The 26,129-nt window shown below is 58.8% G+C and carries 26 protein-coding genes and 2 pseudogenes; 17 read left to right on the forward strand and 11 right to left on the reverse strand.

Annotation, left to right across the window (positions count from 1 at the left end):
- Nucleotides 1-521 precede the first annotated feature (521 nt).
- The 5 genes from BMY84_RS24650 (at nt 522) to lpdA (ending at nt 6,033) form a co-directional block, all read left to right on the forward strand.
- A complete protein-coding gene (locus BMY84_RS24650) occupies nt 522-704 on the forward strand; it encodes a hypothetical protein (protein ID WP_093087438.1) in 183 nt (60 codons plus the stop codon).
- 410 nt (nt 705-1,114) lie between these two features.
- Entirely contained in the window at nt 1,115-2,341 is a 1,227-nt protein-coding gene (locus BMY84_RS24655; protein ID WP_093087440.1) for a thiamine pyrophosphate-dependent enzyme, read from the forward strand.
- Nucleotides 2,342-2,345: 4 nt separating this feature from the next.
- Nucleotides 2,346-3,362, forward strand: coding sequence for an alpha-ketoacid dehydrogenase subunit beta (locus BMY84_RS24660; protein ID WP_093087442.1), 1,017 nt, complete (start codon nt 2,346-2,348; stop codon nt 3,360-3,362).
- The gene (locus BMY84_RS24665) at nt 3,362-4,648 is read left to right on the forward strand and encodes a dihydrolipoamide acetyltransferase family protein (protein ID WP_093087443.1); all 1,287 of its coding nucleotides are present in this window, start codon (nt 3,362-3,364) and stop codon (nt 4,646-4,648) included. The genes BMY84_RS24660 and BMY84_RS24665 overlap by 1 nt, the downstream gene beginning before the upstream one ends.
- On the forward strand, nt 4,645-6,033 hold the full coding sequence (gene lpdA / locus BMY84_RS24670; protein WP_093087445.1) for a dihydrolipoyl dehydrogenase: 1,389 nt from the start codon (nt 4,645-4,647) through the stop codon (nt 6,031-6,033). The genes BMY84_RS24665 and lpdA overlap by 4 nt, the downstream gene beginning before the upstream one ends.
- A gap of 336 nt (nt 6,034-6,369) precedes the next feature.
- On the opposite strand, the gene BMY84_RS24675 is transcribed toward lpdA, so the two are convergent.
- The 9 genes and pseudogenes from BMY84_RS24675 to phhA form a co-directional block, all read right to left on the reverse strand.
- A complete protein-coding gene (locus BMY84_RS24675; protein WP_143075153.1) occupies nt 6,370-6,570 on the reverse strand; it encodes a hypothetical protein in 201 nt (66 codons plus the stop codon).
- A 62-nt stretch (nt 6,571-6,632) separates the two neighbouring features.
- Nucleotides 6,633-7,193 carry a TetR/AcrR family transcriptional regulator gene (locus BMY84_RS24680; protein WP_177204183.1) on the reverse strand — a complete coding sequence of 187 codons (561 nt, stop codon included), beginning with the start codon at nt 7,191-7,193 and terminating at the stop codon, nt 6,633-6,635.
- Between the two features lie 260 nt (nt 7,194-7,453).
- Nucleotides 7,454-7,660, reverse strand: a complete 207-nt coding sequence (locus BMY84_RS24685) for a 4a-hydroxytetrahydrobiopterin dehydratase (RefSeq protein WP_371262444.1) — start codon at nt 7,658-7,660, stop codon at nt 7,454-7,456.
- A 91-nt stretch (nt 7,661-7,751) separates the two neighbouring features.
- Nucleotides 7,752-8,012, reverse strand: a complete 261-nt coding sequence (locus BMY84_RS30625) for an SDR family oxidoreductase (protein WP_371262445.1) — start codon at nt 8,010-8,012, stop codon at nt 7,752-7,754.
- Nucleotides 8,013-8,044: 32 nt separating this feature from the next.
- A pseudogene (locus BMY84_RS30900) lies at nt 8,045-8,404 on the reverse strand (SDR family oxidoreductase); the annotation flags it as partial.
- A gap of 45 nt (nt 8,405-8,449) precedes the next feature.
- Nucleotides 8,450-8,815: a Rieske (2Fe-2S) protein gene (locus tag BMY84_RS24695; RefSeq protein ID WP_093087453.1), complete on the reverse strand. Its 366-nt coding sequence runs from the start codon at nt 8,813-8,815 to the stop codon at nt 8,450-8,452.
- A 121-nt stretch (nt 8,816-8,936) separates the two neighbouring features.
- Nucleotides 8,937-9,980 (reverse strand): 4-hydroxyphenylpyruvate dioxygenase, encoded by a 1,044-nt coding sequence (gene hppD, locus BMY84_RS24700; RefSeq protein ID WP_093087455.1) that lies wholly within the window; start codon nt 9,978-9,980, stop codon nt 8,937-8,939.
- A gap of 23 nt (nt 9,981-10,003) precedes the next feature.
- On the reverse strand, nt 10,004-11,215 hold the full coding sequence (locus BMY84_RS24705) for an amino acid aminotransferase (RefSeq protein WP_371262446.1): 1,212 nt from the start codon (nt 11,213-11,215) through the stop codon (nt 10,004-10,006).
- Nucleotides 11,212-12,075 (reverse strand): phenylalanine 4-monooxygenase, encoded by an 864-nt coding sequence (gene phhA / locus BMY84_RS24710; protein ID WP_093087457.1) that lies wholly within the window; start codon nt 12,073-12,075, stop codon nt 11,212-11,214. Before phhA ends, BMY84_RS24705 begins: the two co-directional genes overlap by 4 nt.
- 93 nt (nt 12,076-12,168) lie before the next feature.
- Between phhA and BMY84_RS24715 the strand changes: the two genes are divergently transcribed.
- The 4 genes from BMY84_RS24715 to BMY84_RS24730 all read left to right on the forward strand — a co-directional run bounded on the left by BMY84_RS24715 (nt 12,169) and on the right by BMY84_RS24730 (nt 14,457).
- A complete protein-coding gene (locus BMY84_RS24715) occupies nt 12,169-12,639 on the forward strand; it encodes an Lrp/AsnC family transcriptional regulator (RefSeq protein ID WP_093087459.1) in 471 nt (156 codons plus the stop codon).
- 467 nt (nt 12,640-13,106) lie between these two features.
- A complete protein-coding gene (locus BMY84_RS30630; RefSeq protein ID WP_093087460.1) occupies nt 13,107-13,298 on the forward strand; it encodes a hypothetical protein in 192 nt (63 codons plus the stop codon).
- Nucleotides 13,299-13,531: 233 nt separating this feature from the next.
- Nucleotides 13,532-14,002: an Lrp/AsnC family transcriptional regulator gene (locus BMY84_RS24725; protein ID WP_256215431.1), complete on the forward strand. Its 471-nt coding sequence runs from the start codon at nt 13,532-13,534 to the stop codon at nt 14,000-14,002.
- A 5-nt stretch (nt 14,003-14,007) separates the two neighbouring features.
- Nucleotides 14,008-14,457: an aminotransferase class IV gene (locus tag BMY84_RS24730; RefSeq protein ID WP_371262447.1), complete on the forward strand. Its 450-nt coding sequence runs from the start codon at nt 14,008-14,010 to the stop codon at nt 14,455-14,457.
- A 115-nt stretch (nt 14,458-14,572) separates the two neighbouring features.
- On the opposite strand, the gene BMY84_RS24735 is transcribed toward BMY84_RS24730, so the two are convergent.
- Both BMY84_RS24735 and BMY84_RS24740 read right to left on the reverse strand, forming a co-directional pair.
- Complete coding sequence (locus BMY84_RS24735; RefSeq protein ID WP_093087464.1) at nt 14,573-15,907, reverse strand: CapA family protein; 1,335 nt, start codon at nt 15,905-15,907, stop codon at nt 14,573-14,575.
- Nucleotides 15,908-16,130: 223 nt separating this feature from the next.
- The gene (locus BMY84_RS24740; RefSeq protein WP_093087466.1) at nt 16,131-18,455 is read right to left on the reverse strand and encodes a TonB-dependent receptor; all 2,325 of its coding nucleotides are present in this window, start codon (nt 18,453-18,455) and stop codon (nt 16,131-16,133) included.
- 68 nt (nt 18,456-18,523) lie between these two features.
- Here BMY84_RS24740 and BMY84_RS24745 point away from each other — a divergent pair, with 68 nt between their 5' ends.
- The 8 genes and pseudogenes from BMY84_RS24745 (at nt 18,524) to BMY84_RS30640 (ending at nt 26,063) form a co-directional block, all read left to right on the forward strand.
- Nucleotides 18,524-19,114, forward strand: coding sequence for a TetR/AcrR family transcriptional regulator (locus BMY84_RS24745; protein WP_177204184.1), 591 nt, complete (start codon nt 18,524-18,526; stop codon nt 19,112-19,114).
- A 238-nt stretch (nt 19,115-19,352) separates the two neighbouring features.
- Nucleotides 19,353-20,609: a sarcosine oxidase subunit beta family protein gene (locus BMY84_RS24750; protein ID WP_093087469.1), complete on the forward strand. Its 1,257-nt coding sequence runs from the start codon at nt 19,353-19,355 to the stop codon at nt 20,607-20,609.
- 11 nt (nt 20,610-20,620) lie between these two features.
- Nucleotides 20,621-20,917, forward strand: coding sequence for a sarcosine oxidase subunit delta (locus BMY84_RS24755; RefSeq protein ID WP_093087471.1), 297 nt, complete (start codon nt 20,621-20,623; stop codon nt 20,915-20,917).
- Nucleotides 20,914-23,874, forward strand: a complete 2,961-nt coding sequence (locus BMY84_RS24760; RefSeq protein WP_093087473.1) for a sarcosine oxidase subunit alpha family protein — start codon at nt 20,914-20,916, stop codon at nt 23,872-23,874. Before BMY84_RS24755 ends, BMY84_RS24760 begins: the two co-directional genes overlap by 4 nt.
- On the forward strand, nt 23,867-24,394 hold the full coding sequence (locus tag BMY84_RS24765; protein ID WP_093087475.1) for a sarcosine oxidase subunit gamma: 528 nt from the start codon (nt 23,867-23,869) through the stop codon (nt 24,392-24,394). The genes BMY84_RS24760 and BMY84_RS24765 overlap by 8 nt, the downstream gene beginning before the upstream one ends.
- Before the next feature lie 10 nt (nt 24,395-24,404).
- Nucleotides 24,405-25,280 carry a formyltetrahydrofolate deformylase gene (purU, locus tag BMY84_RS24770; protein ID WP_093087477.1) on the forward strand — a complete coding sequence of 292 codons (876 nt, stop codon included), beginning with the start codon at nt 24,405-24,407 and terminating at the stop codon, nt 25,278-25,280.
- Nucleotides 25,281-25,413: 133 nt separating this feature from the next.
- Nucleotides 25,414-25,661: pseudogene (locus BMY84_RS30635) on the forward strand (tetrahydrofolate dehydrogenase/cyclohydrolase catalytic domain-containing protein); the annotation flags it as partial.
- Between the two features lie 90 nt (nt 25,662-25,751).
- Nucleotides 25,752-26,063 carry a hypothetical protein gene (locus BMY84_RS30640; protein WP_256215434.1) on the forward strand — a complete coding sequence of 104 codons (312 nt, stop codon included), beginning with the start codon at nt 25,752-25,754 and terminating at the stop codon, nt 26,061-26,063.
- Nucleotides 26,064-26,129: the final 66 nt, after the last annotated feature.

Raw genomic sequence — 26,129 nt, forward strand, 5'->3', positions numbered from 1 at the left:
ACGCAACCGCGGGGTGGTCCGCCTTGCTCGGGATGGAGGACCACGCGAATGCAAGCATTGCAACAACAAGGTAGGCAGCCGGAATAATGGCGGCTCCAATGACGGATATATAAGGCAGTCCGACGCCTTCCGAGGTTCTTGCTTCAAGATTGGCGGTCGCTATGCTTATATGGCCAGTGGAGAGGCAATCCAAGAACAGGCTCTGGTGCTTGCTTATGAAGGACGCTCATTTGTCGTCGCTAAGCACTGCGGATCCGTCGGGCAAGAAGGTGCGCACCACTGCTTTTCGGCTCAAAGCGGCTGAACGGGATGTGTCCCGGGCGGTGCGGGTGGCCCATGCCGCGTTCGATTATTGCCAATAGAGTTAATTTATTTTTCTTGCTCTTTCCAGTGGAAGCTTTCGCGTAAGCCTGTGTTTGTGGACAGCCTTTTTCTCGGCAGTGCTCGACCTTTATCTTCTGTTGAACTAGATGCCTCTCCTTCTTCTTTCGGCTCACCTCACTCAGCAGAGTGCGGGCATCATGCAGATCATGTTCAATGTCGCGACGGGCGCCAGCCTGCTCATAGGCCGGTATATTGACTGTCATTCTCCGACGGCCGCCTTCCTGATCCTGTTTCCGGCAATGGTCGCTGCGTTGGCTTTGATGCCGGTGGTCACCGGCAGTTTTACGCTCACCGCCACCTCGCCGTGGTCGTCGACATGACGTTGGCGGGGGCTCAAGCCGGCCTCTACGGTATCGTACTGCGTTTATATCGGACCGGAGCGGAAGCCACCGCCATGGGCGCGGCGGTCGCTTCCGGGCGGTCCGGTTCCATAGCCGGCCCTTTGCTGGCGGGAGCGCTCGTCGCGGCGCAGCTGTGATTAAACATCCTTTTTCGGTCTGAACGCCTTTGGGGCGCTTGATGGCGTGATGGCTTTCATGGCGCTTCGTTACCGAGACCGATGGGCTCCGTCGTCGTAGCGCGTGACGGAGCCGACCTTTAAGGAATAATTTTCTATGGCTTGTGCGGTGTGAGGATGTTTCTTCCGTAAGAGCCTTCGCGATTGCAAAAATAAGAGGGAAATTCCCCGATCGAGACAATACATACATGTCTTCGCGCGAGGATTTCCGAGATGAATCGACCGTCCCTGTCCCTTCACATTCCCGAACCAATCAGCCGGCCGGGTGATCCGCCGGCATTTCATAACATGAGCCTTCCCGCAGTGGGAGAAACCCGCAGGCCTGACGAACTCGAGCATGAGCGGAATATGCGCGATCTCCCCTATGGTCTGATCCGCGTGCTCGATGACCAAGGTACACCGCGCGGGCCTTGGGCACCGCGCATCGATCCGCAGGTGCTGCTGAAGGGCCTGCGTGCGATGATGCTGACACGTGCTTTCGATGAACGTCTGTTCCGCGCGCACCGGCAGGGCAAGACCAGCTTCTACATGAAGTCGACGGGCGAAGAGGCAATTTCGACTGCCCAGTCGCTTCTGCTTGGAAAGGGCGACATGTGCTTTCCAACATATCGCGTTCTATCCTGGCTGATGGCCCGGGATTATCCGCTGGAGCAATTGGTCAACCAAATATTTTCCAATGAAAAGGATCCGCTGAAAGGACGGCAATTGCCAATCCTCTACTCGGCGCGAGATTACGGTTTCTTTTCAATCTCCGGCAATCTGGGGACTCAATTGGGTCAAGCAGTTGGCTGGGCTATGGCTTCCGCGTTCAAAGAGGACGACAAAATCGCGCTGGCTTACGTCGGTGAAGGTACGACTGGTGAGGGCGATTTTCACGAGGCGATGACCTTCGCCAGCGTGTATCGCGCGCCTGCGCTGATCTGCATAACCAATAATCAATGGGCGATCTCCTCATTCGCGGGTATTGCTGGCGCCAATGAAACGACCTTCGCCGCCAAGGCGCTGGGCTATGGCCTGCCAGGCCTTCGAGTGGACGGCAACGACTTCCTTGCCGTCTGGGCGGCGACTGAATGGGCGGTGGAGAGGGCGCGAGCTAACTGTGGCGCGACGCTGATCGAATTCTACACCTATCGCGCGGCCGGTCATTCCACCAGCGACGATCCCACCAAATACCGGCCTGCCGATGAGCCAGAGGCTTGGCCACTTGGCGACCCAGTCGATCGCCTCAAACAGCATTTGATCGCGCTGGGCGAATGGGACGAAACCAGACATGCTGCGCTTGCCGAGGAGCTGGGTCAGCAGGTCCGCACTTCCGTCAAGGCGGGTGAAGCGGTCGGCACGCTCGGTAAATCTAAACCTTCCGTGCGCGAGATGTTCGAGGGTGTTTTCCGCGATCCCGACTGGCGCGTGATTGAACAACGCCGCGAACTCGGAGTTTGACGCCATGCCCATGATGAACATGATCCAAGCGCTCAATTCAGCGCTCGATGTGAAGCTGGGGCTTGATCCCGACACGCTGGTTTTCGGTCAGGACGTCGGCTATTTTGGCGGCGTCTTCCGTGTGACCGACGGCCTTCAGAAGAAGCATGGCCTGAAGCGTTGTTTCGATACGCCAATTGCCGAAAGCGGAATCATCGCCACGGCGATCGGAATGGGAACTTATGGTTTGCGCCCCGTCGCGGAGATCCAGTTCGCCGACTATATCCTGCCTGCCTACGACCAGTTGGTGTCGGAAGCGGCGCGCCTGCGCTACAGATCCGGAGGTCAGTTTTGGGCGCCAATCACGGTCCGCTCCCCCTATGGCGGAGGCATATTTGGCGGTCAGACTCACAGCCAGTCGCCAGAAGCCATTTTTGCCCACATTACGGGGCTGAAAACCGTCATTCCATCCAACCCCTATGACGCTAAGGGCCTGCTGATCGCCTCAATCGAGGATGATGATCCGGTGATTTTCCTTGAACCCAAGCGGCTTTACAACGGCCCGTTCGATGGCCGGTATGATCAGACGCTAAAGACTTGGGCAGGCGATCCGACTGCTGAAGTGCCCGAGGAGCACTATACCGTGCCGCTGGGCAAGGCGGCCGTTGTGCGCGAAGGCAGCGATGTAACCGTCATAGCCTATGGCACGATGGTCCATGTCGCGAACGCGGGCATAACGGACAGCGGCGTGAATGCCGAACTGATCGACCTGCGATCCATCGTGCCGCTCGATATCGAGACGATAGTGGCATCTGTTTTGAAAACGGGGCGCTGCGTCATCCTGCACGAAGCCTCGGGTTTCGGCGGATTTGGCGGTGAGCTCTCAGCGTTGATTCAGGAACGGTGTTTTTGGGCGCTGAAAAGTCCAGTCACGCGCGTGGCGGGCTGGGACACGCCCTATCCCCATGCTTTTGAATGGGATTATTTCCCTGGGCCGAGACGGCTCGCAACCGCGCTGACGCGTGTGATGGAGAATAACTGATGGGCCTCTACCATTTTCGCTTGCCCGATATCGGCGAAGGTGTCGCTGAGGCGGAAGTCGTCATCTGGCACGTGAAGGTCGGTGATGCGGTGCGGGAAGATCAGAGCTTGGTCGATGTCATGACCGACAAGGCGACCGTCGACCTGACGTCGCCCGTCGATGGAACGGTTCTTGCGGTTCATGGCGAGATTGGCGGGATGATGCCGGTCGGATCAATCATCGTGGAAATGGAGGTTGAGGGCGAAGGCAATGTCGCGGCCGGCGCATCCCAACCGGCCAGGACGGCAGCCCGGCCGCCTGAGGAAGAGAAGCGCGAAGAGGCGCCCGCTTCGCCGCCGCCGCCCGCGCCTGTCGCGGTCCAGTCGACGCCTGCGCCGATTAAAAGGGCCACCTCGCGGCGCGATTTCGAAACGGCGCCTTTCGCGGCCCCGGCGACGCGTCGCCGGGCGCGGGAACTTGGCATTCCCTTGCAGTTCGTGCCGGGGAACGGACCGGGTGGGCGCATCCTGCAGGAAGATTTGGACGCCTATGTCGCCTCGGGTGGCCAGCCGGCCGCCGGACACGCTCTGGTGGAGCGTCATGGCGTGGGCGAGCAGAAGATCATCGGTCTGCGGCGCAAGATCGCTGAAAAGATGCAGGACGCAAAGCGCCGTATCCCACACATCGCCTATGTCGAGGAATGCGACGTCACAGAATTGGAGGCGTTGCGCGCCGATCTCAACGCGCATCGTAGCGAGGATATGCCCAAGCTGACCCTTCTCCCTTTCCTGATCAGGGCGATGGCACGGGTGCTGCCGGATTTCCCACAGATTAACGCCCGCTTCGACGACGATGCCGGTGTGCTTCACAGCCATGAGGGCATTCATGTTGGTATTGCCACTCAAACGCCTGCCGGCCTGATGGTTCCGGTGTTGCGTCATGCCGAGGCGCGCGACTTGTGGGATTGCGCGCGCGAGTTGTCGCGCGTTGCCGCTGCGGCGCGATCAGGCAGCGCGACGCGGGAGGAACTGAGCGGATCGACGGTCACCGTCACCTCGCTCGGAACTCTGGGCGGGATCGCCACGACGCCGGTCATCAATCATCCCGAAGTCGCGATTATCGGTCCCAACAAGATCGTCGAAAAGCCGGTCGTGCAGGGTGCCTTCATCTCCGTGCGCAAGGTGATGAACATCTCTTCTTCCTTCGATCATCGCATCGTCGATGGCTATGACGCGGCGCTATTCATTCAGGCGCTGAAGCGTTATATCGAACATCCTGCCCTTATTTTCATGGGAGAAGCCGCATGACCGAGACGCTGACGCCCAAGGTGTTGGTGGTCGGCGGCGGCCCTGGCGGTTATGTGGCCGCCATCCGCGCCGGTCAGCTGGGGCTGGACACGGTCCTTGTAGAGGCTGACCGGCTGGGGGGCACTTGCCTCATCCGCGGCTGCATCCCGTCCAAGGCGTTGATCCACGCGGCGGGCTTGTTTGAAGAGACGGTTCGCGCCGCTTCGGCCGATGGTCGCTTTGGCATCCATATCAATGGTGTGCCGCGACTGGCCTTCGATGAAACCGTCGCCTGGAAAAATGGCGTTGTCGATCGCCTAAGTGGCGGCGTGGCCGGGTTGTTGCGCAAAGCAAAAGTCCGCGTCGTCAGGGGCTGGGCGCGCTTTGCCGATGCGAAAAGCTGCACCGTGGACACCGTAGAGGGCGAAGTCCGGATCAGGCCGGAACATGTCATTTTGGCCACGGGATCGCAGTCGGTTGAACTGCCACTCCTTCCTTTTGGCGGTAAGGTAATCTCCTCGACGCAGGCGCTCTCACTGGCGCAGGTGCCCGACCGGCTGGTGGTGGTCGGCGCGGGCTATATCGGTCTGGAACTTGGCATAGCCTTTGCTAAGCTCGGCTCCCGCGTCGAGATTGTGGATGCAGCTGACAGAATCCTGCCCCAGTTCGACAGCAAGCTGACCGATCCGGTCGCGCGCTGGCTGGAAAAGCATGGCGTCGCCCTGTATCTGGGCGCGCGGGTGCAGGGGCTTGTCGAAGAGGGGCTGGCCATTGAAACCGATGGCGGCGCGGTGTCTGTCCTGCCTGCCGACAAGATATTGGTGACGGTCGGGCGCAAGCCGCTGACCGAGGGCTTTGGGCTAGAAGAGATGGCAGTCGCGCTTGACGGCGGTTTCGTTCGGGTCGATGACTGTTGCGCCACATCCATGCATAATGTCTGGGCAATCGGCGATCTGGTCGGCGAGCCCATGTTGGCGCACAAAGCGTCCGCTCAAGGTGAAATGGTCGCGGAAATCATTGCGGGCAAGAAGCGCCGCTTCGATCCGACCGCAATAGCGTCTGTCTGCTTTACCGAACCGGAGATCGTTTCGGTCGGCGTGGCCGAAGGAGGGGCGGGACACGCCGTCGGTCAGTTTCCGCTCCAGGCGAATGGCCGCGCCCTGTCGATGGATGCAGGGGACGATGGCGGCTTTGTGCGCACGATCGCGGACAAGGCGACCGGTCGAATATTGGGTATTCAGGCCGTTGGCCGTCATATTTCGGAACTGGCCGGGGAATTCGCCACGTTGGTCGAAATGGGAGCGACGTTGGAGGATGTGGCGGGGATCATCCATGCGCATCCCACGCTGGGCGAGGCCACGCATGAAAGCGCATTAAAGGCGGTAGGCCATGCCATTCATATCTGACCAGCCACCGGCCGTGCGTTCTGCCATCTGCTTTTCCAGCATGCCGGCCGGGGCGGTCGACTCGGTCGAATGCAGTGGCGGGGCAGTGACGGTAGCGATCGATGCAATCAGCTTTCATAGCCCAGTGAAGGTCGGGAACGGGGTATCGATTTATGCCAGCGTCGAAAAAAGTCGGCCACGCTTCCATGACGATCGCTGTCGAAGCGTGGCAGCGCGAGCGGAGCAATCGCGTACGGTGAGGACCTCCGGCCAGTTCGGCAAAATGATTTCAGATCGACATCGCCGGTATCGGTGCGCCGGATATGTCCGGCCGCCTTCAAGGGGTGAGCGGGGTGGTCAGGGCTTCGCTTGGATGATCATCCAGTCGAGGCGGCAGATGCTGCAGCATCCTTTTCCCAATAACAACTGAAAGCGCTCTCGAAAAGAGCGACGCTGATCTTTCGGGACGTCGCCGGCAATGCCGACGTTCTTAGCCACGCAAAAGTCGCAGGCGGACATTGGCGAAATGCCGTAGATGAACTGCTGAACGAGATTCAATGACTTGCCGCCATGGTAGGAGAGAGACTGCCGCCGAAGATATGAGATGGGTCGGCGGTCACTCATAACCTCAGCAGAAACAAAGCCAGATCCTTGCTGCTGTCGTTAATTGGGCTCTCAAAGGACAGCGACGTGCAAAGACCAAGATGGTGGTTGTAAAGAATGAAGGCGCGAAACTCGGCATCGGCGCGTTCGAAACCGTGGCGATGGAATTGAGCGACCAAGCCGCCGATATAATCGGCGTCAATCGCTTGCGTCGCCTTGAGTGCGGACGATGATGTCTTGGCCCATCCCCTCACCGCCAGATCATATTCCGATTGGCCACTTTGCTGATTCCACAGGGCGATCAGGTCGAGGATAGCGTCTTTCGCGCTTTTTTTCTGCATGGCCGGATGGACCACGGCGCGGTCGATGATGGCGCGGTTGACGGCCACCCAATCGTCTAGCAGGCATATGAGCAGCGCATCGCGATTTTTGAACCGCCAGTAAAATCCTCCCCTTGAAACGCCGCACTCCTTGGCAATCCGGTCGATCCTGACGGTGCCGATACCCTCCCGAATGAGGAGATCGCGCGCAGCGTCGATCCAGTCGCCGTCCGTCAGTCCAAGCGACCGCTCCTCCATGGCGGCGTCGGACGGATGAGGGGGCATGGGGTCATGGGCAAGGGCGGAAGCGAGCATTGACAATCTCCATCATGCGGCATCCTCTCCCCATCCGGCATTCATCGCCAATACAGGTATGAACTTACGCAAGGCAAGGCCGGATTGATATCCAGCTTTGTCCGCTGTCGACAGATTATCTAGCAACATGCAAAAATAATGACATTTCGCGCTTTTTTTAATCCGTAGGCCCGGACAGCGCGACGAACGTGCCTGCCGAATAATCAGTGCACAAATGTATCGATTATGCGCGCTAGTGCGAGATCCCGGTGCGAGACGTCCCTTGCGGCATGGGTGGTGAGGCAGATATCGATCCGATTATAGACATTGCTCCATTCGGGATGATGGTCGGCCTTTTTCGCTTCCAGCGCGACCCGCATCATGAAGCCGATGGCTTGGAAAAAATCCTTGAGTCCGATCTGGCGATACAAAGCGCGAGGCTCCGGATCATAGGTTCAGTCGCGCAGTTCGGCGAGCGCGGCGGCGCGTTCCTCATTCGTCCAGACGTCGATCATGATGGCCTTAGGCATTGTTAGTCACGGGAAGCAGTGCGCCGTTGATCGCGCGGGATTGCGGGCTAAGGAGGAAGGCGATCACGTCGGCGATCGCGTCCGGTTTCGTCCAGTCCGCTGGGTTCGCATCAGGCATCTCGGCGCGGTTACGCGACGTGTCGATGAAGGTGGGGGCGATCCTGTTGATCCGGATGCGGCGGGGGCGCTGTTCTTCAGATAGCGCTTCGACAATTCGCGCCATGCCCGATTTCGCTGCGGCATAGGGGGCCATACCTTCCCTCGCGGACTTGCACCAACGCAGACGATGGAGGCGCCTTCCCGAAGCAGGGGCAGGGCGGCATGGATGACGTTCAGCGTCGTGCCGACGTTGGTGGCATAAAGTGCATACCAGTCGTCCAGCGCTGAATCCACGATGGGAATCCAGTTGAAGCCCCCGACGAGATGGATCACCGCGTCGATATGGCCAAGGAAGGCATGCGCGTCCAGGATGGCCTGTGCCGTCGCTAGAGGATCGGTGAGGTCGCCAGCGATGACCTGAGTGCCTGTCTTGTTTTTATCGGCGGGCCCGCGGACCAGCGAGACAAGCTCATGTCCAGCGGCAGAGAGCTGGCGTAATAACGCGTCGCCCAATATGCCGGTACCGCTAGTAACGACGATTTTCATGGAATTCTACAAAATGAAATGAGATTGACCCAGCGCCGGAATGGTTCAGGCTGTCACAATCCAGCCATCTTTGATTTCGACGGGCCAGGGAGTAAGGATTTGGCCAGCGCAAGGCCCTCCCACGCAGCGGCCGTTATCCTTGTCAAATAGGGCACCATGCCAGCTACAGCGGATGTGGCGTCCGTCCGGCGTCAGATAGTCGTCCAGCTTCTGTGCGAGCGGCAGCCCGGCATGAGGGCAGCAATCGACATAGCCGCTGGCTTGCTCGCCGGTGCGTACGACAAAGCCATGAAAGCGCCCGGCGCGCATTTGAAGGACGAAATTGCGTGCATGGCCGGCCGGGAGGTCGCTTGCGAGGCAGAGTCTCACGCCCGGCGGCGTGGCTGCAATCCGGCCGTCACGGGCCGTCATGCAGTTGCATCCTGCCGCGCGTCCGCACGGGACTGCGTCCCATGTACTGTGCCGAAGCCGAGAAGTGTCGGCTTCCCGGCTTCGGATGCAGCGCCAGCGGTTCGTGCGTGCACATGCGAGTTCATGCGTCGACGGTGATTACGCCGCGCCGGATCTGGTCCAGTTCGATGCTTTCGAACAGTGCTTGAAAATTGCCATTGCCGAAGCCTTCATTGCCCTTGCGCTGAATAATTTCGAAGAAGATCGGTCCGAAAATGTTTTCGGTGAAAATCTGAAGTAATATGCCCTCGGCGTTTTCGATGCTACCGTCGATTAGGATGCGGTTCTTGCGCAGGCGCTCCAGATCCTCGCCATGGCCCGGGACACGCTTATCGACCAGCTCATAATAGGTTTCTATCGTATCCTGGAGCTTAACGCCGCGTGCGCGCAGCCGTTCGACCGTGTCGTAGATATTGTCGGTGGTAAGCGCCAGATGCTGGATGCCTTCGCCATTATATTCGCGGATGAATTCCTCGATCTGGCTTTTGTCATCTTGGCTTTCGTTTAGCGGGATGCGGATGGCCTTGTCGGGCGCGATCATGGCCTGGCTGAACAGGCCGGTCGCCTGGCCCTTAATGTCAAAGTATTTTTGTTCCTCGAAATTGAACAGGGTACGATAAAATTTGCTCCAAACCTGCATTTGGCCGCGCCGGACGTTGTGGGTCAAATGGTCGAGAAGATCGAGGCCAACATTATTTTTCGTCTCTTCTTCCTGATATCCGGGAAACGCCGCCCAGTCGGCATAAAGATCTTCTTCATTCCGGATGAAGTAGAGATAGGAACCGCCAATGCCCTGTATAACGGTGTCGTCCTCGTCGGTCCGCTTGGCGCCATGCTCCAGCGCCCAGGCCATCGCCGCTTCCGGGTCCGCCACGCGGAACGCCATCGCGCTGGCCGAAGGGCCATGTTCGTTGCGGAAGGCCGCGACGCGGCCAGCATCGTCACGGTTCAGCATCAGGCTGATACGGCCTTGTTTGTAGCGGGTGATGTTCTTCGTTGGGTGGCGGTGCGTGGGAACAAAGCCCAGTTGTTCGAACTGCGCGGCCATCGACTCGGGATCGGGCGAGGTGAACTCAACAAATTCAAAGCCATTCAGACCCAGCGGATTGGTGGAACTATCGGACATATTCAGGCAACCCTTCAAAGTAATCAGAGATGCGGCGCGAGGCCGGCGACGAAAGCGGGAATGGTAGGCAGGGTCAGGCCTGCGATGTTGATGCGGCCGTTTCCGGCCATGTAGATGCCCTTCTCCCGGCGCATCGCAACGACAGCATCCGGGGCTAGAGGCAACATGGCGAACATGCCCCGTTGGTCGCCGATGAAGGCAAGATCGGGGTGCGCCGCCGCCAACGCGGTACGCAATGCATTGATCCGACTGCGCATCTCCGCAAGCTCGATCATCCAGTCGGCGCGCAGATCCGGCGTTTCCAGAATGACACGAACTATCGCCGCGCCATGATCGGGGGGCATCGACCACAGGCCGCGCGCAAGAGACAGAATATTGCTCCGCACGATCGCTGCAGACGCTGGCGACGGCGCCTGCACCCAAAGCGCGCCCACGCGCTCGCGATAGAGGCCGAAATTCTTGTCGCAGCTATAGGCCAGAATGGCTGAAGGAAGAGCGGCGAACAACTGGCGGGTGGCGGCCGCATCTTCGTCGAGGCCATCGCCCAGCCCCTGATAGGCAAGGTCGATGAAAGGAAGAAGGCCGCGCTCCTCGCAAAGATTTGCGATGATCCGCCATTGCTGCGTCGACAGCGTCGCCCCGGTCGGGTTGTGGCAACAGCCATGAAGTAGGATTATGTCGCCCGCGGCAACGTGCTCGAGATCCTCCATCATCGCTTCGAAATCGACCGTCGCGCTGGCCACGTCGTAAAAGCGATAGGAGCGAACCGCCACGCCCGCCTCGATGAAGATCGGGCCATGATTGGGCCAGGTCGGCGTGCTGATCCAGACGGTGGCGTTCGGGCGGACCCGCTTCAGCAGTTCCGCGCCTAGGCGCAGCGCGCCCGTGCCGCCGGTAGTCTGGACGCCGGTGATCCGGTCCGACTGCGCCTGTTCCCCGCCGAGGACTATTTCGGCCAGCAGATCAGCATAGATGGCGTCTCCCTCCGGTCCTAGATAGGATTTGGAGGTCTGCTCCTGCAGCAGCAGCTTTTCTGCCGCCTTCACAGACCGCATCACTGGTGTGCTGCCGTCATCGGCGCGAAAAACGCCGACGCCCAGATCGATCTTGCCGCTCCTCTGATCGTTCCGGTACAACGCGATCAGGCCTAACAGCGCGTCAGCCGGCTGGGCGGCGAGGGCGGCGAAAATATCCTCATCGCCCTGGGGCTGGGTGGCTACAATGGCATTCATCATGCGAATTTTTTCGCATGGGCATAAGCCTGCGTCCCTTTTGTGAAGATCCTGTCTTCCGGCAGGATGGTGGCGACTTCGAGATCGCTTTCCTGCTGAAGCTCGCGATAGAGCGGTGCGAAGTCTGTCTCGATCGTCTGCTTCAGAAGATCCTCGAAACTGTTGATCACGAAATAACTCTGTTGATAGTCGTCGATGCGATATCTTGTCCGCATTAGCCGCTTGATGTTGAACCCCAGCCGGTTGGGCGACGGGTCGTCCAGCGCGAAAAGCGATTCCCCATGAGAGGACACGATTCCTGCGCCATATAGTCTGAGAGAATCATCCTGCCGGATCAGGCCAAATTCGACGGTATACCAATAAAGGCGAGCGAGATTATCGATCGCGCCCAAACCATCGGCGCGCAGCCCGCCTTCGCCGTAGGCCTGCATATAATCGGCGAAAATCGGATTGGCCAGCAGCGGCACATGGCCGAAGACGTCGTGGAAGAGGTCCGGTTCCTGCAAATAGTCGATTTGTTCCGGGGTGCGGATGAACCGCCCTGCGACAAAGCGGCGGTTCGCAAGATGTTCGAAGAACATCCGGTCGGGGACGAGCCCCGGCACGGCCACGACCTGCCATCCGGTCAGCTTCATCAATCGCTCCGACAATTCGTCGAAATCCGGAATGCCCAGCTTCGTCATCCGCAAGACATCGAGGCCTTCCATAAATTCCCTGACCACCCGATTAGGGAGCATCTTTGCTTGCCGCTCGAACAGCGTGTCCCACATCGCATGTTCCTGCACCGTGTAGGATGCCCAATCCTGCGGGACCGTCCAGTCTTCCGCCGCGCCCTGCGGGCGCTCCAATTTTTCTGTAGTCATGATAGGCTTATGCTAGCAAATGGGTGAAAATGGGTTTCAATCTCGCGTCAAAACAGGCGATCATCGAATAGCATTTTCAAAATTGGGCAATTTATGAAACAGGTTCGACAAATTGATCATATCGACCGGCGAATCATCGCTGCGCTTCAGCTTGATGCCACGATCAGCCATAATGAGCTGGCCGAACAGGTGGGGGCATCGGCCGCGTCTTGCTGGCGGCGGATCAAGGCGCTGGAGGTGGCCGGCGTACTCACCCGGGTGGTTCGGTTGGTGAACCCAGAAGCCATCGATCGCGGCGTCAATGTCCTGTGCAATATCCGTATGCGCAGCCACGCTCCGGAATCGCGCAAGGCATTCGAGGAATTCGTGGACGGGCGGCCGGAAATCATCGAATGTTTTTCCATGTCGGGCGAGTGGGATTATCTGCTTCGCGTCGTCGTGTCGGATGTGGCCGACTATAACGCATTCCTGATGCAGATATTGCTCTCTCAGCCTTCGGTGGCGGGTGCCGCCTCGCACTTCGCGTTGTCGATGACCAAATATACGACGGCCATGCCCGTCTAACGCCATCGTCACGGATATTTTCAAGATCACCTCTCTGGCACGGGCTGTTGTGCGTCTGTTGTCGCAGCATTACGCGACCGGCCGAAATGGCTCCTTCCGAAGCCATAGCGAAAATAGACAATAAGGCCGCATCCGCCCAGATCGACAGGACCAGCTGCGCATCGGCAAGAAGGTTGAGATAGAGGAACAGGCATCTGCCAGCGGCGATCGGCGTCACAAACCAGACCAAAGGCGTACGAAAGGGCTGCGTCCGTTCCAGTGCCTTGACGGGCAGGATGAGTACCGCGAGCGACACCACGAAGATGGCGAACAGCGTACCCGAATTTGATATGTCCGCGAGCTTGCGGACCGGTAAAAGCGCGCCCGCCATTGCGACGAGGGCGCCGGTAGCGATGGTGACGAAATGGGGTGTGTTGTAGCGCGGGTGCGGTTGCGCGAGCTTTACAGGTAGCAGGCCGTTCCGCGCCATGACGAAGAAAATGCGGGTCTGCGCAAAAATCATTATCAGGATGACGGAGGTGAAAGCGAGATTGGCGGCGATGGCAATGCCGTTTCCGATCGGAAAGTTGATGGCCCGCGGGACTTGGCCCCGTGCCTCGTTCGAACAGACCAGCACGCCGCTATGGATAGCCGAACCGCAGGCTGCGGCAAAGCCCTGAGATCCGGGAGAGACTATCGCGCCGTTTGGCCCGGTCGCGGGTGCGCACCCATGGCGCCAATCACGCCCGGCGTGACGTGACATATCTCAACGTCGCTGCGGCGCTCTTTACAGCCCGGCTCTTCATCCATGCCTTTAGCAGCCCGGCAAGAAAATTATACTTTGTCTGACGCCATACAGTTATGTATTGAAATATTCTCCGTTCCCGTCGGATAAGTTGGAATTTTTGACCTCATGATGATGCAACCGCAGATCGATGATACCGACCGGCGCCTTTTGCGAGCCTATCAATCGCGGCCTGATTTGAGCATCGCAGAATTGGCAGAGGAGGTGGGCCTGTCTTCCACCCCCTGTTGGCGTCGGCTCAAACGTCTGGAAGAGATCGGCGTAATAATCGGGCGGGCCAATATTTTGAACCCCGTCGCGCTCGGCTATCCGGTCAATGTTTTCGCGCACATGAAGCTGCGTGTGCATGATGCCGGGACGCTGGATGCCTTTGAGGCCGCGATCCGGCAAATTCCCAATATCGTGGAATGTTTTTCGATGAGTGGCGATTCCGATTATGTTGTCAGAGTGGTTGCCAAAAGCATTGAAGATTATGAAAGAATTTTGCGAACGATCCTGCTGTCATTGCCCAATGTTTTATCCGTCAATTCCAGTTTCACTTTAGGTTCTGTGAAATTGACGGCTGAGGTTCCCCTGTAGAATACGTGCCATCATTATTGGCGTCGAGGTTGCTGATCTGTAGGCCGGACCTAGGGCGGGGCTTTCCGCGCCTTAAGCGTCAGAACCGCGATGGGCTTCGTCCCAATTTATGCGGGGACGGCATGAACGCCTTTTTTTTGATGGGCGACGGACCGATCGTGACCCCGCCGCTGGGCGGCACCATCCTGCCGGGTATAACCCGCAACAGCATCATCTCGCTCGCCGCGCGAAGGGGCATACGGTGCGCAAGGAACTTTATAGCTTCGCCCAGTGGTGCGGGGATGCGGAGTGGTCGATTGCGCGAAGTCTTCGCCTGCGGCACGACGGCGGTCGTCACCGTGATCGGCACGGTCGAGAACGTCGATGGCGGGATTGTTACGGAAAGCCTGGGCACCGATTTGACCGGCATCCAGCGCAGCACAGTGGATCCGGCCAACCGGGTGCGCAGGCTCTGAAAAGGCGAGGCTCTTCTGTCCCTTGGCATGGAAAAAGCCAATGGACAGGGCGGGTGCCCTTGCCAATGCCACACATATGAATGTTGCGGCAGTAGTCGGGTGGGCGACCGGCTGATCAGAACTGGTCGATAATGGCTATATCGTCGCTGATCCGGATTTGAGTGTGATAGGGTTGGGATCGTTCTTGTATTCTTTTGAGAATGGCCTGCGCCTGAACGCCTTTTGCCAGGGTCGGGAGTCCCTGTTCCGGTCCGTCCCTGTCGTTAATGATCAGTGGATAAATGCGGATCTGTTGAAGCTTGCCTTGTTTGTAATGGAGCGTCGCCGCGGTGGCTTCCCACCACTTCTCGGGTAAGGTGACCGTCTGCTTGTGCGGACCTTCACTGGCGATAGTGATTGTCTTGGGTAGCTCGAAGAATAAATGGCCGAGGCCGTAGAAGATCGGCGTGCCCTTGTATATCTCGATCCCCTGTATGGCATGGGGTCCGTGACGGAGGACGACGGAAGCCCCCTTGTCAATCGCATCATGAAAAAGCGTCGGTAGAAATTCGGCCGGATCGGAATCCTCGTAGCCGCCCGATCGCGTTTCATGCGCATGAATCGAAAACAGCACCAACCCAGCGCGCGCTCTGGCTGTTGAAACCGATGCCAGCAATGCGGCGCGGTCCTTGTCGCTGACATCGAACGTCAGGCCCGGCGTTGCGGAAACGCGAAAGAGCTTTTCGTTCAGATGAACCTCCTTCGGCGTCGCGCCGGGAAGGTCATAGCCTTGATATCCCCCGCGCACGACGATTTTCCCCAACGCCTGCATTTCATCCGTCGTAACCAAAGTCACCGGTTCGACGTGCAAAGGGTTTAGGCCAGGACGAGCGCCAGCGCCACGATCTGGATCGCCAGCCGGCGACATGCCGGGAAATGTCGAAGCTGTGGCGACCAGGGCGACGGCGCCTTTCGACGTATTCAATATGCCGGGCGCCCGCGCCGCATCAAGGCTTTGGCCTGTTCCGGCGTGGGTGAAGCCGATGGCGTTTACAGCGACGTCCGTTGCGGTCAGTCCTTCCAGTCCCCAGTCGGTCGAGTGATTATTGGCGCGCGAGAGAAGATTGATACCCATCGCATGGAGATTTCGCATCGTGTCCAGCGTGTGTATAGGATAGCCTCCGCCATTTTCCGCTGCGGTCGCACCTTTGAAGCTGCTGAGGTCGAAGCTGGACCCCTCCTGATTGGCGAAGGCGGCGTCCGATTGCTGGATTAATGCCGCGACCTGCGCGAAAGCGGGCGGTATTTTATCCAGCGACGTGCGATAGGGGCCAAGCAAATCGCCTCCGACAAACAAGGTGAAATCCCCATCGAGACGCGGCGAAGCCAAAGGTTGCTGAGCATAGGAAGGCGGCGCTATCGCGGGAAGGGCGAATGCGAAGGCAAGAGCGGCAAAGGCAATTCGGTTCATAGGATTTCCAGTTGAAGCGATGCCCGAACAGGCGGAGCCATCCGATCATCAAATGTGGCGGTAAGACAAATGCTCGCACGGCTTCCGAGCGGATGCAATCGGAACCAATGCGCGTGGGTTCGATAAGTGCAGCAGCTTGCCCGTATCTTCACGATCGCGATCCGATGCCGATCGTGCAGCGCAAATGAAAAGGGCGTTGATAAAATCGCCGCCCTCCAAAAGTTCAGAACGACCCTGAGATATTGAAGCCGACAGCTCTCGGCTGAATATAGGTGATTTGCGGGTTAGTCAGAGATCCATTGCGATTATCCAGGATCAGGACGCCATTTTTGTCAAAAACGTTACGCACGAAAACCGACAATTGCCAACGCTTGTTGATCCCAAAACCAGCTCTCAGGTCGAGGGTCTTGTAATCGGGAAGTACGGCGCGGCTGCTGTCCGGAATATTGACGAACCCGCCATAACGCTTGCCGAGATAGACGAAAGTGCCGCCGATAAAGGCATCGACCGAATCTCTGACTGAGATGTTATATTGCGCGGAAATGCTGCTCGTGAACTTGGCGGTCGACGGCAGACGATCACCCTTGGAGCCGATCAGGTTCGTTGCGGACAGCGTCGAGACTGGCAGGTCGCCACGCAGCGTCGCGGCGGTATAGGCGGCATTGGCATTGATTGAAACCCCGGTGATCGGCTTCAAGCCAACCTGTACTTCTGCGCCGCGGCTACGGGCCTTCGAGCCGTTGACGTAGAAAACGAACTGGGTGTTGGTATCCGTGCTCTGGAGCTGAATGTCCTTCCAGTCGACCTGAAACATCGAGATGTCATAGGTCAGCATGCGTGACGCGGTCTGTCCCTTGATGCCCAGTTCATAGCTGGTCACGCGATCGGAACCGAAGGAGCGCGGCACGTTGGGAACGACCGGATTGGGGCCACCCGGACGATAGCCGGCCGCGACGCGCGCAAACAGCATCGTATCCGGCCCGATCTTGTAGCTCGGAGTGACCAGCCAGGTGAAAGCATGGCCCTTCGAACCGGTCGAATTCACATTGGAAGAGCCGAAAATAGGCACGACAGCGCTGTCCACCGTGGTAACTGAGGAATAGCGCTGCTTGTTGTCGGCATAGCGTCCACCTATCTGGATATCCAACCGGTCGGTGGCGTGCCAGGTCATGTCGGCAAAGCCGGCGGCTTCGCGGTAGCTGGACGGATTGGCGCCTTCATAGGGGTTTACCAGTGATGAGCCGCTGCTATCCAGAACGGTCAGGCTCTGCTGTGCATCGGCATGTTCCTTGGTATAGAAGCCGCCGATGATCCAGTCGAACATCGTGCCGGCCCCGCTAAGGCGAACTTCCTGCGAGAATTTACGCAGCGAAGATTCATTGTCGAGCGAAACAGAAGCAGAACCCGGATAAAATGCCGGAAGAAAACCGAACACGGCGGACACATCTACAATGTCCGCGACGCCGCTGCGGGTCCAGGCGCTAACCGATGTCAGCGTTGCAAATCCCAAATCCCAGTCGGCTCGAAATGAATAAAGCGCGTACTTTCGCATTCCATCGGTCAGCAGCGCGGAGTTAGTGCGCTCCGGCAACGCTGCACCGACCGGACCAGCGCCTGAATTTGTATTGATTGCCGTGAAATCGCTTAATGAGCGCACGTTGTACATGGCGTCGCCGTTCAGATCGGTGCGCTGCTTCATGGCTGTGAAATTGAGGGTCAGCCCCTCAAAAGGCTTTACAAGAAGCGCGGCCCGTCCGCCCCAGCTCTTGTTCTTGTTGCGATCCCGATGGATCGCGCCGTTCGCAAGACTGTCTACCCAGGCCGGGCTGTCGTTGAGGAAGCCATTGACGCGCAGGGCAACCGCATCGGTCAGGATGGGAACATTGAGCGATCCGCGGATTGAATGGCCATAGCCGCCATCCCCGACCTTGCTTGCACCCACTTCGACACGTCCGGAAAATTCCCGAATGTCAGGCGATTTCGTGACATATTTGAGCAAGCCGCCAAGGCTTGATGCGCCATATAGTGTCCCCTGCGGGCCACGTAACACTTCGATCCGTTCCAGGACGGCAGGATCGAAATCTGGAACCGTTGCGTTGCCCAGATAGGTGGATGAGCCGAAGGGAACGTCATCGACTAGGATGGCAACCGTCGGGTTCGTCTGTCCGCCGGACGTGATGCCGCGTATAGAAATTTCGCTGGTGCGCTCACCGGCGAATTGCAAACCAGGCACGCGGTCGTAGAAGGCGCTGAGCGACGTGATGTTCTGCGAAACGAGTGCGTCTGACCCGACGGCGGTGATAGCTACGGGAACGTCCTGCAACCGCTGGTCCCGTTTTTGCGCGGTGACGATAATTGTGTCCGAGTCGGTCACGGGTGCGGGCGCCTTCTCCTGCCCATGGGCTGCTGGAATGCCCGCCAGGATCGCCACAGCAGCGCAGCTTCCAAAAATGATTTGACTCTTCATTTCCGATCCCGGCTCGTAGTTTTGCTTGACCGCCAACAGAGCATACATACCTGTATTGTCAATAGCGAAAGATTGGGTCATGCATGAGTTGGACAAATTCTGAGATCGTTGTAGCTAAATGGCATCACAGAAAGCGAAGCGGAGGTTTAGTGACGGAATTGGAAGATGGTAGCGATGCAGGGCGCAATCTCACGACTCAGGATTGGCTCGATCTTGCGCGCGAGACTTTGATCCGCGAAGGCATCGATGCCGTGAAGGTGGACCGCCTGGCAAAAGTCAGCGGCGTGACGCGCGGGGGCTTCTACTGGCGCTTTAAGAGCCGGCAGGATTTGCTTGATCAATTGCTCGACGATTGGCGGTCCTGCAACACCATGCCTTTCATTTCGGCAGTAACGGGCGTCGGAAGTCCCTCCGAGCGATACCATGCTCTCATGGATCTGTGGATCGACGAACAGAGATTTCGTCCCGAATATGACACGGCGGTGCGGAACTGGGCGGCCGCCTCGCCGAAAGTTGCTGAAGTGGTGCATACGGTCGATACCGTGCGGATCGACGCATTGCGGCATCTATTTGTTGAAGCGGGATGTGACAATGACGAAGCTTTGGTCCGGGCCAGGATCACCTATTATCATCAAATCGGCTATTACGCTCTCGGCATTAAGCAAAGCGCCGAGCGTCGGCGCCAGCTCGGTCCGATATATTATCGTATATTAACGGGCTTCCCCGTCGGGTCGGCTTAGTCGATCTTCTGATCACTTATAGGCAGATTGCGATGAGCGGATAAAATTCGTGGTTGCTTCTGCAGCAACGTCGGGGTTCTGCAGTGCAGATTTGGCTTTGCTCGTTCGACTATCCCGGCTCGCCGGTGCGCATTGGGTCGCGATTCTTTGGCGTGCGCCGCGATCGGGCAAAAAGAAGCTTGCTTCCGCTCTTACGTTTGACGATACATATATGTATTCGTTACACGTTGAGGCATGAATGAAAAGTCGCTACTCACTCTGGAAGCTGATCAAGGAAGGGTTGACAGGTCATTCCAGCTGGGGGGCCGCCTGGAGAGACGCTGAACCGCAGCCGTCCTATGATACGATAATTATCGGTGGCGGTGGGCATGGGCTTGCGACGGCCTATTATTTAGCAAAAAATCACGGCCTTCGAAATATCGCCGTGCTGGAAAAGGGCTGGATCGGCGGCGGCAATACTGGCCGCAATACCACAGTCATCCGCTCCAACTATTATTACCCGGAAAGCGCACGGCTGTATGACCTTTCGGTCAATCTATATGAAAAGCTGCACAAGGAACTGAATTACAATGTGATGTTCAGCCAGCGCGGGATCGTCACCATCGCGCACAGCAGGCATGATATGGAAGCCGCCGCCCGCTGGGTCGGCGCGATGAACAGCAACGGCGTTGCAACACGCATGCTGAGCAAAGACGACATTGCGCGCCGCGTGCCTTTTCTGGACGTGTCGGCGACGGCGCGCTATCCCGTTTACGGCGGCTTCGCACAGGAAAAGGCCGGTACGGCGCGGCACGATGCGGTGGCCTGGGGGTATGCGCGAGCGGCGGATTCGCTGGGCGTCGACATCATTCAAAATTGCGAGGTCACCGGGTTTCGCCGGACGTCTGACGGGCGGGTGACGGGCGTGGAAACGTCACGCGGCCCAATCGGCTGCAACAAGGTGGGTCTTGCCGTAGCAGGCAGCTCGACGGTATTGGCGAATATGGCGGGCTTCCGTCTGCCGGTGACGAGCTACGCGTTGCAGGCCTTCGTTTCTGAACCGCTCAAGCCGGTAATCGACACCGTCGTCCTGTCGCTGGCTACGGGCACCTATGTCAGCCAGTCCGATAAGGGAGGGCTAGTCATAGGCGGCGCGCTCGATCATTATCCCTCCTATGCGCAGCGCGGCAACATGCCGGTGGCTCGCAACGTTCTGGGCGCCATTGCTGAGCAATATCCGGCACTGGCGCGGGTGCGGTTCCTGCGTCAATGGGCGGGCATCGTCGATGTGGTGCCTGATTCCAGTCCGATCATCGGCCGTACGCCAGTGCCCGGCCTGTACATCAACTGCGGCTGGGGCACTGGCGGTTTCAAGGCCATTCCGGCCGGCGGGACATTGCTGGCGCACCACATCGCGACCGGACAGCCGCATAGGCTGGCCGCACCCTTTTCGCTGGACCGGTTCACGACCGGCGCCTTGATCGATGAGGCTGCTGCCTCCGGTATCGCGCATTAAGGAGGCGAGGAATGCTTTTGATCGGATGTCCATGGTGCGGCCCTCGCGATGAGCATGAATTTCATTGTGGCGGCCAGAGCCATATCCAGCGTCCCGGTCCGGCCGAGGATGTCAGCGATGCACGATGGGGGGACTATCTGTTCGCTCGCGACAATCCGCGAGGTCCTCATGCCGAACGCTGGGTGCATCAATTTGGCTGCGGCCGCTGGTTCAACATGCTGCGCGACACCGTGAACCATCAGATACTGGCAGTATATCAGATGCGTCAACCTGTTCCCAACCCATCCGACGAAGGAGGCGCGCTATGAGCGGACCGGCCCAGCGCTTCCGTCTGGACACCGGTGGACTGATCGACAGGAGCCGGCCGCTCTCCTTCACCTTCGGAGGGCGCAGCTATATCGGTTTTGAAGGAGATACTCTGGCGTCGGCGCTGCTTGCCAACGGCGTGCGAGTGCTAGGCCGATCCTTCAAATATCATCGGCCCCGGGGCATATTGGGCGCCGGTGTCGAGGAACCCAATGCCCTGATGCAATTGGGAAGTGGGAATCGCTCTACACCTAATATCCGGGCAACCGAAGTGGAATTGTTCGATGGCCTGACGGCGGTGGCCGTTAATTGCTGGCCCAATGTCAATTTCGACATTGGGGGCGCCAACAATCTGTTTTCCTGCTTTTTGAGCGCAGGCTTCTACTACAAGACATTCATGTGGCCAGACTGGCACCTTTATGAAACCATCATCCGCAAGGCGGCCGGACTAGGGAGGGTGCCCAAACTGCCCGATCCCGACCGCTATGAGACGCGCTATGCGCATTGCGATGTGCTGGTGATCGGATCGGGAGCGGCCGGGCTTGCCGCTTCCCGCGCCGCGGCCCGGTCGGGTGCACGAGTGATCCTGGTCGAGCAGGATGGCATTTTGGGCGGAAGTCTGAACTGGGACGCAGAACCGATCGACGGCAAGTCGGCCGCGCAATGGATTGCCGAAAGCGCCGCGATGTTCGAGGCGGAGCCGGAAATGACCGTGTTGACCCGCACGGCGGCGGTCGGATATTTCGACCATAACGCGCTGACGCTGATCGAACGGCTGGCCTGGGATCCGAATAGCCTGACAAGGGACGGTGCCACTGCATGCCGTCTGTGGCAGGTGCGCGCGAAGCAGGTGATTCTGGCGACGGGGGCATTGGAGCGCCCGATCGCCTTTGGCGGCAACGATCGTCCGGGCGTGATGCTGGCGTCGGCCGTGCGCGAATATCTGATGCGCTACGCCGTGGCGCCGGGACGACGCGCGGTGCTGTTCACCAATAACGACCATGGCTATCGGACAGCCTTCCAGTTGCTCGATGCGGGCGTGCAGGTGGCGGCGGTCGTCGACCCGCGGCAGGCACCAGCGGATTTTGTGCGGGCCTTGGGCGCGCGCAATGTCGCGGTTCACCCCGGGGCGGTCATCTGCGACACCAAAGGCTATAAGGGGCTGTCGTCTGTTCAGTTGCGCGACAGTTCGGGCAAGACCCGCTGGATCGACTGCGACCTTCTGGCGATGTCTGGCGGCTATAATCCGACGGTCCATCTTTATTGTCAGGCGGGAGGCAAACTCGCCTATGACGAGAATAAGGCGTTTTTTGCGCCAGCATGGGTCGGACAGGCGGTCACGCCGGTCGGCGGTGCCGCTGGTGCGATGGATCTGCCAGCCTGTCTGGCAGAGGGCCACCAGGCAGGGTTGGAGTGCGTGACGGGCCTTGGTTTCGACGCGGAGGCAAGTCCGCCGCGCGCCGCAGCCGGAAGGGTGGCGCAGGCCATGGAACCGCTATGGTCAGTGAGGGGCGGAAGGAACAAGGCGTTCGTCGATTTCCAAAACGATGTTTCCGTGTCAGATATCGCGCTGGCGAAGCAGGAAAGTTTCGTCTCGGTCGAACATTTGAAACGCTACACGACGCTCGGCATGGCGGCCGATCAGGGCAAGACGTCGAACGTCAACGCTCTGGCCATCATGGCGTCGCTGACCGGGCGATCGATCGGGGAAACCGGCACTACGCGTTATCGCTTCCCCTTTACCCCGGTTCCGCTGGGTAGTTTCCGGGGTGCGGCTACGGGCAAATTGTTCCGCCCGTTCCGTACCATGCCTGGGCATCGCCGCCACGCCGCCCATGATGCCGCGTTCGAGGATTATGGCGGCTGGCTGCGCCCCGCCTACTACCCGCTGCCCGGCGAGACGCCGCATGCGGCGGAACAGCGCGAAGCCCTGTTGGTACGAAACGGGGTGGGGCTGTTCGAAGGTTCTCCGCTGGGAAAGATCGAGGTGAAGGGACCGGACGCGGGTAAATTCCTCGACCTCATCTATGCGAACACCATGTCGACCCTGAAGGCCGGGCGATGCCGCTATGGCCTAATGCTCAACGAATTGGGCGTCATCATCGATGACGGTGTTACGGCGAAGTTGGCGGACGATCATTATCTGGTAGGCACGACCGGCGCGGGCGCAGACCGCATCGCTGCTTGGTTGGAAGAATGGCTGCAATGCGAATGGCTCGACTTCGATGTGATCGTCGCGCCCATATCGACCAGCTGGGGGGTGCTGACGATCAGCGGACCGGCGGCGCGCGACTTGCTTCAGGCACTGGGCACGGATTTTGCCGTCGATGCTTCGGCCTTCCCGCATATGAGCTTCGTGGAAGGTCATGTCGCGGGCATCCAGGCGCGCGTTTTCCGGGTCAGCTATACCGGCGAAATATCATATGAGATCAACGTGCCGAGCTCTCAGGTCGAGACCCTGTGGGACGCCGTGATGAATGCCGGTAAGCCACATGGCATCGCGCCGGTCGGCGTGGATGCGTGGATGGTCCTGCGAACCGAAAAGGGTTTCCTGCATATCGGCGCGGATACCGATGGAACTACCTCGCCGCTCGATGTCGGCTGGGGCCATGTCCTAAAGAAGAAATGCGATTTTGTCGGCAAACGGTCGCTGCTGCGGCCCAATGACCAGTCGCATCACCGGCTGCAACTGGTCGGCCTTCGCGCGCAGGATGGAACGCAGGCGCTGCCGGTCGGCGCGCATATTGCCGCGCCGGCCGGATCTGCCGGAAGCGCGGGATTCGTCACCTCTTCGAGCTTCAGTCCGATATTAGGCAGGGGGGTGGCTATGGGCATGCTGGCCGGTGGCATGCGGCGGCGGGGCGAAACGGTGATGGTGATGACAGATCAGGGGCATCGCCCGGCCGAGGTCGTGGCGCTGGCCGCTTATGATCCGTCGGGGGAGCGTTTGAATGGCTGAGGTAAAATGGGCGATCGGGGGATCGAAGCTCTGGATTCGTCAAGCGCCGGTAGCGCGGATATCCCTTCTGCGCGTGCGCAAGCCAACTCAGGCTCTGTTAGATAGTTATGCGGCGGTGCTGGGACATGCGCTGCCGCAGGGGATCAACATGGCGGTCGGGATTGATCCACGGATTATGTCGCTGGCACCCCATGACTGGATGATCGTGGGCGATGCACAGCCGCCGCTTAACACGGTTGATACGGGCGCATCACTTTGTCATGCCGCTGATGTAACCGAGGGGCGCACCTTGTTCGAGATCGGCGGCGGCCTGGCCCGAAGCCTGCTCGCCAAGGGAACGAGCATCGACCTTCATCCACGGAGTTTCTGCGCTGGCCAATGCGCGCAGACCCTGTTCGCCCAGACGCGCCTGTTGATCGAATGCGTTTCCGATGCGCCACTGTTCAATGTCTATGCCGATCGCAGTTACACGAGCCACATGATCGACTGGTTCGAAGACGCGATCAAGGAATTCAACTGAAAGTTCGACTATGGATCATTCTCAGAAGACATATATTCATTTGTTGCGCTGCCCCGATCGCAGGGGGATCGTCTCTACCGTTTCGGGTTATCTGTTCGACAATGAAGCGTCGATCGTCGAATCCAGCCATTATCATGACGAGTCGACCAGCGTCTTCTACATGCGCACGGTCTATCGCGATGAGGGCGGAAAAATGGGTTCGCTTGACGCGTGGCGGGCGGGTTTTGAGCCGATCGCCGTGCAGTTCGACATGGACTGGGAACTGCATGACGCCTCGGTGAAGCCGCGCGTTCTGATCGCCGTGTCGAAATTCGGCCATTGCCTGCAAGATCTTCTGCATCGCTGGAAGGCCGGACTGCTGAACATCGACATACCTGCCATCATCTCCAATCATGACGACATGCGGTCCTTTGTCGAATGGAACGGCATACCCTATCACCATCTTGCCGTGAGCAGAGACAGCAAGGCGGGACAGGAAGGCAAGATCATCGATCTAGTCAAGGATCTGGACGTCGATCTGGTAATTCTTGCCCGCTATATGCAGATTCTTTCGCCTGACCTTTGCGCCTTTCTTTCGGGCAAGTGTATCAATATCCATCACAGCTTCCTGCCCAGCTTTAAGGGCGCCAAGCCCTATCACCAGGCGCATGCGAGGGGGGTGAAGATGATCGGCGCGACCGCCCATTATGTGACCACGGATCTGGATGAGGGACCGATCATCGAACAGGATGCGGTCAAGGTTTCTCACATGCTGAGCGCGGAACAGCTGGTGAATGTCGGCCGCGACATCGAATGTTCTGTGCTGGCTCGCGCCGTGTCCTGGCAGTCGGAACATCGCATCATCATGAATGGCAACAAGACCGTCGTCTTCGCGCCGCAGCGGTGAGCACAGGCAGAACCGCTTTATGCTGATGCAGATGGACATGGCTGCGGACGGCTGGATCGTCCGGCATATTCGGAGGATGTATGACGGCCAAACGCATTGACAACGCGCACTCGCGACCAGATCGCGGGCAGAGTTGAAAGGCCGCACACGGAAACTGGCCGATCAGGGTTCTCCGCCGGTCGGATTGGCAGTCCTGCTGGTCGGAGACGATCCTGCCTTGGAAGGCTACGTCCGCAACAAAATAAAGGCTTGCGAAAAGGCAGGCATAGCATCTTTCTACCAAAGTTTTGCGGCGACGGCATCGACCGCAGGACTGGTCGATGCCATCGCCGAACTCAAGCCGACGACGTAGTATATGGCATATTGGTCCAGTTGCCCCTGCCGCCCCATGTCGACTTCCACCGGGTTATGACGACAATCGCGGTGGAGAAGGATGTCGACGGCTTTCATCTCTACAATGTCGGCGGTTTAATGACGGGAAGCGTGATCGTCTCGCCCTGCACCCCTATTGGTGTCGTCAAACTGCTGGAAAGCGAGGGCGTGCCGATCGACGGCCAGAATGTCGCGGTCGTCGATGTCGGCATTAATCATCTGCTCGATGGACGGATCATCGGGGACCTCGATTTTGAAGGCTTGGCGCAGAAAGCATCGGAAATAATCCCGGTCCCCGGCGGCGTGGGGCCGATGACCGTCGACATACTGCTGGACAACACCATCGCTTTCGCTGAACGAACGTGGGCGGTGGGGGTGCAGGAGACGCGTAGGAAGTTCGCCAGCGCTTGATCATGCGATACAATTATGTATCGTATGTCTCGGCCATGAAGGTCATTTCATATGGACGAGTAAACA

It is taken from the genome of Sphingobium sp. AP50, assembly GCF_900109095.1.
Lineage (GTDB): Bacteria > Pseudomonadota > Alphaproteobacteria > Sphingomonadales > Sphingomonadaceae > Sphingobium.

What these genes read in the sequence shown, in the direction of transcription:
- BMY84_RS24650 (WP_093087438.1), top strand. Translation starts at nt 522, where the DNA reads ATGCAGATCATGTTCAATGTCGCGACGGGCGCCAGCCTGCTCATAGGC.
- BMY84_RS24655 (WP_093087440.1), top strand. Translation starts at nt 1,115, where the DNA reads ATGAATCGACCGTCCCTGTCCCTTCACATTCCCGAACCAATCAGCCGG.
- BMY84_RS24660 (WP_093087442.1), top strand. Translation starts at nt 2,346, where the DNA reads ATGCCCATGATGAACATGATCCAAGCGCTCAATTCAGCGCTCGATGTG.
- BMY84_RS24665 (WP_093087443.1), top strand. Translation starts at nt 3,362, where the DNA reads ATGGGCCTCTACCATTTTCGCTTGCCCGATATCGGCGAAGGTGTCGCT.
- lpdA (WP_093087445.1), top strand. Translation starts at nt 4,645, where the DNA reads ATGACCGAGACGCTGACGCCCAAGGTGTTGGTGGTCGGCGGCGGCCCT.
- BMY84_RS24680 (WP_177204183.1), bottom strand. Translation starts at nt 7,193, where the DNA reads ATGGAGGAGCGGTCGCTTGGACTGACGGACGGCGACTGGATCGACGCT.
- BMY84_RS30625 (WP_371262445.1), bottom strand. Translation starts at nt 8,012, where the DNA reads ATGGCCCCCTATGCCGCAGCGAAATCGGGCATGGCGCGAATTGTCGAA.
- BMY84_RS24695 (WP_093087453.1), bottom strand. Translation starts at nt 8,815, where the DNA reads ATGACGGCCCGTGACGGCCGGATTGCAGCCACGCCGCCGGGCGTGAGA.
- hppD (WP_093087455.1), bottom strand. Translation starts at nt 9,980, where the DNA reads ATGTCCGATAGTTCCACCAATCCGCTGGGTCTGAATGGCTTTGAATTT.
- BMY84_RS24705 (WP_371262446.1), bottom strand. Translation starts at nt 11,215, where the DNA reads ATGATGAATGCCATTGTAGCCACCCAGCCCCAGGGCGATGAGGATATT.
- phhA (WP_093087457.1), bottom strand. Translation starts at nt 12,075, where the DNA reads ATGACTACAGAAAAATTGGAGCGCCCGCAGGGCGCGGCGGAAGACTGG.
- BMY84_RS24715 (WP_093087459.1), top strand. Translation starts at nt 12,169, where the DNA reads ATGAAACAGGTTCGACAAATTGATCATATCGACCGGCGAATCATCGCT.
- BMY84_RS30630 (WP_093087460.1), top strand. Translation starts at nt 13,107, where the DNA reads ATGACGAAGAAAATGCGGGTCTGCGCAAAAATCATTATCAGGATGACG.
- BMY84_RS24725 (WP_256215431.1), top strand. Translation starts at nt 13,532, where the DNA reads ATGATGATGCAACCGCAGATCGATGATACCGACCGGCGCCTTTTGCGA.
- BMY84_RS24735 (WP_093087464.1), bottom strand. Translation starts at nt 15,907, where the DNA reads ATGAACCGAATTGCCTTTGCCGCTCTTGCCTTCGCATTCGCCCTTCCC.
- BMY84_RS24740 (WP_093087466.1), bottom strand. Translation starts at nt 18,455, where the DNA reads ATGACCCAATCTTTCGCTATTGACAATACAGGTATGTATGCTCTGTTG.
- BMY84_RS24750 (WP_093087469.1), top strand. Translation starts at nt 19,353, where the DNA reads ATGAAAAGTCGCTACTCACTCTGGAAGCTGATCAAGGAAGGGTTGACA.
- BMY84_RS24755 (WP_093087471.1), top strand. Translation starts at nt 20,621, where the DNA reads ATGCTTTTGATCGGATGTCCATGGTGCGGCCCTCGCGATGAGCATGAA.
- BMY84_RS24760 (WP_093087473.1), top strand. Translation starts at nt 20,914, where the DNA reads ATGAGCGGACCGGCCCAGCGCTTCCGTCTGGACACCGGTGGACTGATC.
- BMY84_RS24765 (WP_093087475.1), top strand. Translation starts at nt 23,867, where the DNA reads ATGGCTGAGGTAAAATGGGCGATCGGGGGATCGAAGCTCTGGATTCGT.
- purU (WP_093087477.1), top strand. Translation starts at nt 24,405, where the DNA reads ATGGATCATTCTCAGAAGACATATATTCATTTGTTGCGCTGCCCCGAT.
- BMY84_RS30640 (WP_256215434.1), top strand. Translation starts at nt 25,752, where the DNA reads ATGACGGGAAGCGTGATCGTCTCGCCCTGCACCCCTATTGGTGTCGTC.